Annotated in this window: 8 protein-coding genes and 3 pseudogenes; 6 read left to right on the forward strand and 5 right to left on the reverse strand. The window is 53.3% G+C overall.

The annotated features are described in order from the left end of the window. Nucleotides 1–805: pseudogene (locus A5774_RS11530) on the forward strand (pyridine nucleotide-disulfide oxidoreductase); the annotation flags it as partial. Nucleotides 806–992: 187 nt separating this feature from the next. Here the strand turns inward: A5774_RS11530 and A5774_RS07155 are convergent. Beyond that, a complete protein-coding gene (locus A5774_RS07155) occupies nucleotides 993–1,346 on the reverse strand; it encodes a hypothetical protein (RefSeq protein WP_064834064.1) in 354 nt (117 codons plus the stop codon). A gap of 1,062 nt (nucleotides 1,347–2,408) precedes the next feature. Between A5774_RS07155 and A5774_RS11280 the strand changes: the two are divergent. After that, nucleotides 2,409–2,605: pseudogene (locus A5774_RS11280) on the forward strand (hypothetical protein). Between the two features lie 166 nt (nucleotides 2,606–2,771). Further along, entirely contained in the window at nucleotides 2,772–3,371 is a 600-nt protein-coding gene (locus tag A5774_RS07170; protein WP_064834068.1) for an IS3 family transposase, read from the forward strand. 1,088 nt (nucleotides 3,372–4,459) lie between these two features. Here A5774_RS07170 and A5774_RS07180 read toward each other — a convergent pair. Then, complete coding sequence (locus tag A5774_RS07180; protein WP_064834070.1) at nucleotides 4,460–4,927, reverse strand: hypothetical protein; 468 nt, start codon at nucleotides 4,925–4,927, stop codon at nucleotides 4,460–4,462. A gap of 854 nt (nucleotides 4,928–5,781) precedes the next feature. Here A5774_RS07180 and A5774_RS07185 point away from each other — a divergent pair. Together A5774_RS07185 and A5774_RS07190 are read left to right on the forward strand one after the other, a co-directional pair. Beyond that, nucleotides 5,782–6,147, forward strand: a complete 366-nt coding sequence (locus tag A5774_RS07185) for a DoxX family protein (RefSeq protein WP_064834072.1) — start codon at nucleotides 5,782–5,784, stop codon at nucleotides 6,145–6,147. 54 nt (nucleotides 6,148–6,201) lie between these two features. After that, nucleotides 6,202–7,668: a hypothetical protein gene (locus tag A5774_RS07190; protein WP_064834074.1), complete on the forward strand. Its 1,467-nt coding sequence runs from the start codon at nucleotides 6,202–6,204 to the stop codon at nucleotides 7,666–7,668. Between the two features lie 24 nt (nucleotides 7,669–7,692). On the opposite strand, the gene A5774_RS11535 is transcribed toward A5774_RS07190, so the two are convergent. The 3 genes from A5774_RS11535 to A5774_RS11285 all read right to left on the reverse strand — a co-directional run bounded on the left by A5774_RS11535 (nucleotide 7,693) and on the right by A5774_RS11285 (nucleotide 10,515). Then, the gene (locus tag A5774_RS11535) at nucleotides 7,693–8,154 is read right to left on the reverse strand and encodes a hypothetical protein (RefSeq protein ID WP_064834076.1); all 462 of its coding nucleotides are present in this window, start codon (nucleotides 8,152–8,154) and stop codon (nucleotides 7,693–7,695) included. A 64-nt stretch (nucleotides 8,155–8,218) separates the two neighbouring features. Then, nucleotides 8,219–9,505 (reverse strand): Na/Pi symporter, encoded by a 1,287-nt coding sequence (locus A5774_RS07200; RefSeq protein WP_231892381.1) that lies wholly within the window; start codon nucleotides 9,503–9,505, stop codon nucleotides 8,219–8,221. 203 nt (nucleotides 9,506–9,708) lie between these two features. Next, nucleotides 9,709–10,515, reverse strand: a complete 807-nt coding sequence (locus A5774_RS11285) for a hypothetical protein (RefSeq protein WP_156519575.1) — start codon at nucleotides 10,513–10,515, stop codon at nucleotides 9,709–9,711. A gap of 18 nt (nucleotides 10,516–10,533) precedes the next feature. Here A5774_RS11285 and A5774_RS11290 point away from each other — a divergent pair. Further along, nucleotides 10,534–10,800: pseudogene (locus tag A5774_RS11290) on the forward strand (hypothetical protein); the annotation flags it as partial.

Consider the following 10,800-nt stretch of genomic DNA (forward strand, 5'->3'; position numbering starts at 1 on the left):
CCAGGCCCACACCGTGCGCGTGTTCGGGCGCCGCGGCCCCGCCGAAGCAAAATTCACCCCGCAGGAACTGAAAGAACTCGACCACTCGGACACCATCAACGTCGTCGTCGACCCGGAAGATATTGATTACGACGAATCCGGCGAGGCGGCACGCCGCGCATCGAAGTCACAAGATCAGGTGTGCCAAATTCTGGAACAGTACGCGATGCGCGACCCGAAGGAAGCGCCACACACACTGCAGATTCACTTTTTCGAAAACCCGGTGGAAATCATCGGCAAGGATGGCAAGGTTGCTGCACTGAAGACCGAGCGCACCGAATTGACCGGCGACGGAAATGTGCAAGGCACCGGCGAATTCACCGAATGGCCAGTACAAGCTGTCTACCGCGCGGTTGGTTACCGTTCAGTGGGCATCGAGGGTGTGCCGTTTGATGATCAGAAGCATGTCATCCCCAACGACGGCGGCCACGTACTCACAGAACCGAATGGCGAAATTGTGCCAAGCCTGTATACCACCGGCTGGATTAAGCGCGGCCCGGTGGGCCTGATTGGTAACACGAAATCCGATGCCGCCGAGACCATCGGCATGCTGCTGGAGGATATTGCGGCCGGTAAGCTGTCTGCCGCCGACAACACGGACTTGGTGGAATTGCTGGAATCCCGCGGCGTCGAAGTAACCAACTGGGAGGGCTTCCAGTTGCTGGATGCCCGCGAAGTAGCTTTGGGTGAGGCCGAAGGCCGCGAGCGGAAGAAGCTCGTAGAGTTTGAAGAAATGCTTGAAGCCTCCCGTAACCCGCAGAGCTAGCGGTTAGCGCTAGCAAGTTCCACGGATCCGCGGCTCCCCGTAAAGCTATACACACCCAGATCTGGATTGTCAGATCTGGGTTTTATTATTTATTGACGGTCACACCAGGCCGCGCGCTATTCCACGTTGGCTTTGGCTGCGCGTCCAGCTTTGACCTCCGTTAGATGCACTTAACTCCGGCCCCGCTTTAGATTGGGGAAAGATCTGTCCACACCGGGTCACCGCCAAAAAGCATGACAACGGCATTAACTACGCTTCCCAGGATCATCAGCACGACACCAAGCGCGAATCCGAGGGCAATCGCGATTATCTCTACGAAGAATAAGGCCGGAGCCAACAGTAAAAGTGCGCGACTTCGGGCATAAAGCCCACACCCAAAAACAATTACCGCTGCGAGAGCAGTAACGAGCCAATACGCGAGGTCCCGCGTAGGCTCCTCGATGACCAATAACCATGAGAGCACATAAAATCCCATGACCACCCAGCCCGCGTAGAGCGCAATATTTTGACGAGACTTCTTGCTACGAGTTGTCAAGGACATGCTTTCTCCTTTAGGTTTCGGAGGTAGTTTCTATACTATAGTTTTATATTTTTAATTTTTTGAAAAATTGCTGATTGTCTATTACTTTAATTTAGTTAGTGGATATGAACAGCAGGCCAACACCTTTGCATCTCCACTTAATCATGACACATGAATAAGGTGTTGGCACTTAAGGGAAATATCCAATTTACTATTTCCAAAATCAGGGAACTAGCACCCCACTGGCCTACACAGCCGGGCTGCAGAAATCACCCTTATTGCAGCCTCGATATAAGCTCGATCCGCTCCAGAATATCGCCCTGCGACAGATCGCATTCCTGAAATGAATGCATTATCGCATCCAATCTTTGCCCCGCTGTTTCGCGCCCTATTTAGGCAGTGATCATGGTTCATGCAGATCCGATCAGCGCTGTTATGGGGGTTGCCACCATTTGTGCGATACTTTCCACACCATCCCCAGCGATTCGCAATGCTCTGGCGCGGGGTACCCAAACCTTTCTCTACGCGATACTCTTCAACCAACATCTCGTTATATACGCTCATTACTTCTATAACGAATGCGTCTACTTGGTCTTCCTTAGCTTGTTCCACATCGGTAAGTTCAAGCCCCTCAGGGGAAGTGTACGAATACCGATCAATCGTTTCGTTGATTTGATCTCCCGTTGGAACGTGAGCATATTGAACTGCGCCCGCTTCACGAGAAACGGTCGCATTTGCCTGTCCGGCCACTGAAAGTGGAATCATTATGACCATACAGGATGCAATGAATTTCCTCATGGTTTTCTCACTGGATCTCCTCACGCGCAAGTCGAGTTATATAACTCGAGAATGAACACCATTTTTAATTAAACGGTATCTACCATCCTACATAGTGACCGAAACAAAACAATAGTTCTTTGTGTGGTATGGATCACATTATAAGCTACCGTTGCCCTACTTCATAATATATCTTATTGTTTTGCTGGCTTGTCGGGCTGTTTGTGTGGACTGCCAATTCATAGGTACGTATCGAACCGGGCAGAACTGCCACGACATCAGTATCGAAAGCACTGAAAGATCATCATGAAATGTCCAGGTTTGTTCCGTTTGAGCAGCTGGGAAAACCTTCGACCATGCCAAGGAAATTTAATCAGGATGCAAAGGATCGCGTGGTCCGTCTCGTGGAAGATCGCATCGTGGCAGAAAACATGTCGATGCACCCCGCGTGCCAGGCAGTAGTTCCAAAGCTGGGGGTTTCATGGCACACGGCTCGTCAATAGACTTTGGCAGGATCACCGGGATGGCGATGTTACTCGTGCCGAAGAAGACGTGATTGCTGAAAACGCCAGACTACGTCGTGAAAACCACCAGCTACGCGACACTAACGAGCTACTGAAGGCTGCCTCAGCTTTTTTCGCCTCATGACTCGAACCACAACGTTAAGAGATGATCCGATTCATCGATGAATACCGAAACCGTTTCACAATCGAGTTCATGTATACGACGTTGAAGAATAACCGTAAAGGCGTGTTTATTACCTCGCGTGGTTATCGCCAATCTAAAGCTTGTGGCATGAGTGCCCGCAGACTTCGTGATGCTGGTTTGCTCGAACACCTTCGCCAGGTTCACGCTGATAATTATGGTGTTTATGGTGTGCGGAAAATGTGGCACGCACTTCGCCGTAAAAGAATCGCTATCGGTCGTGAGCAGACTGCCAGGTTGATGCGCGTGGCTGGCGTTTCTGGCAAAGGTAAAGGCCGGTCACCTATCACAACCCGAAAAGCTCACGTGCCTGATCTGCGCCCGGACTTAGTCCAACGCGAATTCAGTGCCGAAGCACCGAATAAGTTATGGGTCGCTGACATTACCTACGTGCGCACGAAGAAAAGCTTTGTGTACACCGCGTTTGTCACCGATGTGTTTTCTCGACCCATCGTTGGGTGGGCGTTATCAGATTCCATGCGCACTTCAAGCACTGCCGCTGCATGCTCTCAACCAGGCGATTGTCAGTGCCAAGGGAACTTCAGGGTTGGTTCACCATTGTAACCACGGGTCGCAGTATGTCAGCGTTGTCTACAACGAGCGAGGTGTCCAGCACGGCATTGCCGCTTCTACCGGAATTGTTGGGGACTGATATGACAATGCTTTTCTGAAAACGTGAACGGCCCCTCACAAGAGGTGAGCTGATCCATATTCTCAGGTGGGGTGATGTTGTCGAGGTAGAAATCGCGGCATTCGAGTGGGTGTCATGGTGGAACGTGACTAGTTTGCATCAAAGCGTGGGATACCGCATCTCTGTCGAAGTGGAAACCGAGTTTTGGAAGCAGAACTCGCTCCAAACAATAATAGAAATCAAGGTAAATGCCTAGAAACAAAACTCGGAGCACTTCAGAGGGTAGATATGCTGCAGCGCATCCGTCGGATCAGACGTGTGGGCAACCTTGCCAGTGGTGGGCTTTGATAACGGTGATCGTAAGGAAACCTTCCGCGATGGGTCGTTCGCCGTGCTGTTAAGTAGAAGGGTGCAGATGTATGTAGAGCTATGCGGGGCTCACTATCGGGATGGTGGCCGTTCCCTGTTACCCCTCCGCTAGGCGCTGAGGTGATGAGGGTCTGGATGCCGGATTATTCCAGCATCTTTTCCGCGCGGCCTGGAGGAACAGGTCAAAGCTGCATGATCCGATGCGGATGGCGTGACCCTGGATCACTTCCTGCCCCCGGTATGGAGATGCCGGGAATAAGCAGTGACATTCACGATGGAATAGGGATCTAAGGTGTAGATATCTTTTACATAAGCCTAGTCCGTCATGAAGCCCCCGCTGTGTTGGCAATTCGAACCCAGCGGGGGTTTGATGAAGCATTCAAGGTTAGAAATGGCAACGCGCGCAATTCTGCAGTGGGATCACATCAGCCTGCCTTCTTGTTTGAGTAGACAGCCAAAAGGAAAAGGCCAAGGGTTCCCAGTGCAGAGAATTCTGCAAATCGCGACCAGTTTAGATCCTCATCCCATCCTATGATATCCCGGAATACAACGTACACTCCGATAATCAGGATCATGATAATCCATTTGACCAGGAATTTTCCTAAAGTTGCCATGCCTACGCCCTTCTTATTCTGCTTGCAATACTAAGGATTTACCAGCTACCTCGGCACTGCCAACCCCAGTACGCGAACATGCCAACTAGAGCAGCAACATTTCTCCTGATGCCTTGCTTAGCGAGATACTTCACTGCTTCCTTTGCAGCCTTGGCATAGTCTTTCTGGCCAATCGCGGCAGCAACTACGTTAATGTCGAAGACGCTCTTGATGTCATCAGAGGCTTTTCCTTTGACGCATGTGAGGAATGTTCCAGCCCCGCGAGTGGACACGGACTGACCGGTGGCCGAATTCTCTTTGATTGCCTGATTGGCTGCGTCTTCACCAAGGAAATTCACGAGGGCATCATGTGCTTCCTTTTCAGTCTGGGCATTATCAACCTCAGCAAAGTACTGAGCGAGTGCTTGTTCCTCGATGGTTCCCGCAGACTCGACAGCGACAGGGGCAGGAGTTTCTGCGGCCGCTACCGGGGCAGCTGCAAGGGGCAGTGTGACTATGAGAGCCATGGTAGCGAGGCGGCTACGAGCATTTTCAACATATGGTGAATCCTTATGGGTTTAAAGCGTTGAAGTAACCTAGCGTGCGTTGCTTCAAGCTTTGTGGTGAGTGGTGGTGCATTAACGATCTTAGTTAAAGAAATGTTACAAGTCAACACTTTTAGTGTTGTATTTCATAGAAAGGGGTTGCTGTGCTTTCCATTAGGGGCAGACGGTTGTTTCACTTGCGACACAATGAGATGATTCCCCATATAGTCATGTGGTCATATGGGAGCCGAATGGGTAATTCTTGACAGTTATTATTTTGGTTCGGTTTGGCGTAAGCGTATGAAGTGCCCAGGCTTTTGTTTTGTTTAAGTAGATGGGAAAATCTTCGAACATACCCACAGATTGATCAGCGCGCGAAGGACCGAGTTATCCGACTAGTAGAAGATCGACTCCCGACAGAAACCATGTCGATGTAGGCCGCGAGTCAGGCAGTAGCCCCAAAGCCATGGTTTCATGGCGCATTGCCCGTCGATGGGTTCAACAGACCCTTCAAGCCCCCACCGTCTAAATTTGACCATTCCAGTTTTCAGGGACTAAGTTCAGGCGTCTTCCCAGGTACCGCTTCACTGCAAGCGCTTTTAGCGTTTTTCTTTGGGTTTTTACTTTGCTTCAGGAACATCAACCATAGAGCCTTGAATATGCGGCGAGGAAAACCATGATAACAACGTACATTTTATCTACTCACTGCAGACTATTTTTACGGCCGCAGTGCAAGCGAAACCCACAAACAGGGCGCATACTGCGGCACGCCCGAGGTCTCCGGGGCCGGCCTGACAAAATGTATCCTTGATAACAATATAGGATAAAGTTAGTTTATGGACACACAGGTAAAGCGCGGAAATTATTTTCTGGCAGCGGTTCTCGCTGGGGATGCAGCAATGTCAATCAAACCTCCCAAATTCATTCGAGATTGCCTGCATGGAGTGAACTTTCCGCAAAATTGGTGGTGGTCACTGATCGTCATCAAGTCGTTGGCCGCTCTCGGGCTTGTGCGCGGCACCGCGCAAAACAGCCCGCAACTGACAACTGCCACATCCACCGGCGTCGTGGCTTATTTCGCCTGTGCAATCTTCGCGCATGTGAAGGCAAAGTTTTTAGGCAAAGAATTCTGGCTCAACTGTTTAGGAATGACAGCACTCAGCACGACAGTGCTGGTGCAAAACCGCAAGCAGCATCGCTAGGCATCTGCCTGCGAACGCTCCAAGCCCCGCACCCCACGGTGTAGCATCAAGCACATGAAGCCAACCGTCGGAAAGATTGTCGCTGCTTCGATTCTTAGCGCCGGGGTGCTTGGCGGTGGTGCAGCACTGGGCATCGCCACCACCTATGATTCCCCAGAACGTGCGCACTACCAGATCGACGCGCCGACACACAGCAATCTCGCCCTGCGCATTCACAACCCCGACGGCGTGCTCACTGCTGACGACGAACGGATCCTCGAACGTGATGCCGCACGCCTCGAAGTACCGGGCGTCGTCAAGCAGCTGCACTATATTGTTTTCGCAGATAACGACGACAACGTCAACGACACCGTGGAAAACTACCTGCGCGATCACCACCCGGAGCTCATCGGCGACGATAATTTTGCCGACGGAACATTGTTTGTTGGCGTGGGGCTTAATCCCCGACAAGCTTTCATTTTCGCTGGTGATGACGTCGCAGAGTTACTCGAACTGCGCGACAGCAGCCACCTGAGCGAATCACTGGATGCGATCAAACCCGGTGTCAAAGACGGCAATATCCCCGGCGGCCTGTTCCACGGCGCCTCCGTAGCAACTGACCTCGCTGCCCTCGAGCAAGCGCGCTTCGATAGCGCAGAATCCGACCGCACCTCCGCCATCGTTATGGGAGGTCTCGGCGCTGCAGCCCTCGGTGGTGGTGTTGCAGCAACAACCGGCGGGTATCGGCGTAGCCGGGCAAAGAAAATCGCCCAGGCGCGGGAAGACTTCGACTATATTTCCGTTGAATTCGGCACACTCGCCCAGCGTTTGGACGCCATCGATATCCGCGCGCATTCACTGACCTCCGCTTTTGCGGATCAGCAGTTGCGTGACCAGTGGCGCAAGGTGCGGGACCGCTTTCTGCACATGCATGACGACGTCTCCAAGTTCAGCGAACTCAACCCGCGCAGCGACGACAAGACATTCCTGCAGTACGCGGGCCAGTTCAGTGACGCGGCCTCGACCGCGAAGAAAATGCACCATGCCGAAGACAACATCGACACGATCTTTGCTTTGGAAAATGGTGATGAGCTCACCCGGCGCACCGAGGCGCAGTCATTGCGTGACGACGTCGTCGAGGCGAAAATGAAGGTGCGAAATGATGATTCCGGTCTTTACCAGGAATTGGCTGCGATCCAGCAGCGAACCGAAGCTCTAGCCCAAGAACCTAGTGCTGAGGATTTCTTGGACAATTTTATTATCGTGCTGCGTGATTATCAGGCGGCATTAACAGAGCTACGCAGGCAGAAGTTTAGCGATATTGACGAATCAAAGGCGGATGCGCCGCAAGCCCCGGGATTGACTTCGTCCGATTACCGTCCGGGTTATGGATGGAACAACTTCGTGCCTTATTGGGCGCTGAGCAGCTGGCATGCTTCCACCGTCGAGGCACAATCCAGTAGTTCGAACAGCGGGAGCACGAATATGAATACGTCGTTTAGTTCTGGGTTTTCTGGCGCGGGTGGCTCATCGAGGTTTTAGCGCTAGCGCTTCAGGGTTTGAGCGCTAGCGCTGTGAGCCGTGCGCTTCGCGTGAGTTCTCGTGGCTATTGTTCTCTACGTCGTCGTGGTCACCGTGGTCATCGTGCTCGAAGCCGTGTTGATCGGTGCTGTGCAGATCGTCGCTGTTATCTTCGCGGCCGCCATTCTGGTGTTGCCCAGAAGCAGCGCCACTATCAGTCTCCCCAGCTTCGCTAGTCCCAAGCTCATCTTCGCGGGTCTCACGCAGTTCCCCAATCAACTCAGAAAAGAAATCCCGCACGACAGACCACTGCACGGTCGTGTTTTCCAAATGCTCCGGCAAACGTTCAATCTCTAGGCTTAGCTCTTTGCGACGGCGCTGCTCCGCCAGCTCACTGCGCAGCTCACTTAACGATGCCTCGGCCTCACGCAGAATCTTTTCCAGCTGCTCTTCTACGGACTTACCGCGCAGATTGTCAGCCCCGGTGTCGTGGTGCGGATCCATCATCGTTATTACTTCCTTATCTCATATCACCGGCGAGCATGTTCTGCACCGGGATGAGTGGTGATTCCTAGAATACGGTGGTTAGCAGGATCAAAACGCCCGGCAGCACCAGGAACATGCCCAGCACCCACGCTGCGATATACAGCTTGTTCCGTGCGCCGATATTCGCGATGCCCTGCGCCAAAAACAGCGGCACCTCACGCACACCTGGGATGCCGTAAATAACCAGCGCAGCGAAAACGTTGAACATCAGGTGAATCAGCGCGCCTTGCAAAGCAACCTGGCCTTCCAAGCCAGTGAATGCGAATGCGGCAATCAGTGCGGTGATCGTGGTGCCGATATTCGCACCGATGGTGAATGGATAGACCTGGCGGATGGACAAGGTGTTAGAACCAGCCAGAGGAACCACCAGAGCGGTTGTCGTCGAAGAAGACTGCACCAGCATGGTGATTACCATGCCAGCACCAATGCCGGAGATCGGACCACGGCCCAAGGACTTGTGCAGAATGTCTTTGGCCTTACCAACCATCACGACCTTCAGCAGCGCACCGATGAAGTTCACGACGCCGAGGATCAGCGCAATACCAATCAAAATCTGCGCGACACCAGCGATGGTCTCTGGCAACCAGCTCGTCGACGCAACCAGCAGGTCTTTGCCCGGCTCGGTGATAAAACCAATGAACGTGCCCAGGCCTTCCATGCCGGTGGCCAAGAAACCAGCCTGTTCAGATTCGGCGTTCACGCCGGAAACCAAGAAACCGGTGACCTTTTCCAACAGGCCGAACATCAGCTCCAGTGGCAGGAAGATCAGCACTGCCAGCAGGTTAAACATGTCATGCACGGACGCTGCGGCGAAACCACGACGGAAGGATTCTTTGTCGCGCACCATGCCCAACGAGACCAACGTCGAGGTCAGCGTGGTGCCGACATTCGCGCCCATCAACATTGGGATGGCGATCTGCACTGGCAAACCACCGGCCATCATGCCGACGACAATCGAGGTGGTCGTCGACGAAGACTGAATCAACGCAGTGGCCAGGATGCCGACCATGAGAGCGATCAGTGGGTTCTGCGCGAAAGCGAACAGCTCTTCTGCGTGATCGCCGGTGGCAGCCTTAAAGCCGTCACCGATCACACCGACAGCGGTGATAAGCAACCACACGCTGACGGCGACAGCAACCCAGTTCACCCACTGCTTATCAGTGTCAATGCCGAGGCGCTTCAGTGGATTACGCGGAGCCTTTTGCTTTTCCTGCACACCCTGTTCCAGCCGTAGTTGAGCGTCGCCAAGGGTGCGGTCATCGGATGCGGTCTGATCCGGGAACGTTTGCCCTGAGGAAGTGTGTGACATCATCTGTTTCCTGACACCTTGCTTCGCACTTGCAGCCCGCACCCCAGAAAACTTAAGAAAACTAGAGGTGCGTACTGCCACTGATTGGTTTGTTTCCGGCCCACTCGGGGCCTTACAACAAGCAATGTATAGGGCGTGCGGAAATACGAGGTTCACACAAGGTTACAAACAAGCAAACTTTTTGGATTGTGAGCAAGCTAACGGGCTTAACGACGCCCGGCCTTTTCGTCGGCAGCAATGATGCGCTGCAAGTACTCCGCTATTGTTGGTGCCTCGATCCAGGCCGGAGTTGGGTTCCAGAACGGAGACACAGCCTGACCTGCGATAAAGAAGGTGCCAAAGCCGTCGTCAGTAGCACCCACAAACGCGATCTCATCGGCAGATTCTGCCACTACGGAATAGCCAGCGAACGCGGTTGCCTGTGCACCCTTCAATTCTTCGGCAGAATCGTTCCGCTCCATGAACGCCTCGGCTGCCTCGGTGGTGGAGAGTTGTTCATCTGGAGTAAACATTCCGTTACGGAATACGATGCCGCGCGTCATGTCCCCATTGACGTCCTTGAGCGGCTTATCGATGTTCAGCAAACACCGCAGCCCATCCTCGCCCGGCGCGACTGTTTCCGGGAGTTCACACAACGATCCGTCCGGCAGCGCAATGCGGTAGAAGCCGTCCGTGATGGTCGGTTCAATGGTCTCACCGTAGCCGAGGTCAGCCGCCGGGGTTGGTTCCTTGCTGGAACTAGTTGTTTTGGAGCTGGATTTACCGCTCGACTTGCTGGATTTCTCCGAGCTGGATTTCTGGGAACCGGATTTCTCGCTGGACTTGTCTGTGGACTTGCCGGAGCTTTTTTCGGTGGATTTTCCTGAAGATTTCTCGCTCGATTTTCCGGTCGATTCGCTTGCCGACGACAAGGTGCTCGCGGCGATCGGCGAGAAGTCCGTGGTGAAGAAGATCGTGGTGCCTGGCCGCATGATCAACCTGGTGGTGAAGTAGCGGGTATTGTGACCCGGCAAACAGGCTAGACTAGGTGCATGAAACCTCATGCACGTAAACTCGCCCGCACGCTTGGCATCAGCGCCGTCATTGCTTTAAGCGTCGCGGGTTGTTCGAACCCAGAAAATCGTCCCGATCCGCAGCCTGCCGACAGCGCTGCGGATAGCACTGCCGATGCCGCTGCCACGGAGGCGGATTCTGCAGCGTCGGCTACGTCCAGCGATTCGGCGTCGGCAAGCGAATCGACCGGAAAATCGAGCGAGAAATCTTCAGGAAAATCCACCGAAAAAAGCTCCGGCAAGTCT

The sequence above is a fragment of the Corynebacterium sp. EPI-003-04-2554_SCH2473622 genome (assembly GCF_001665955.1).
Lineage (GTDB): Bacteria > Actinomycetota > Actinomycetes > Mycobacteriales > Mycobacteriaceae > Corynebacterium > Corynebacterium pseudodiphtheriticum.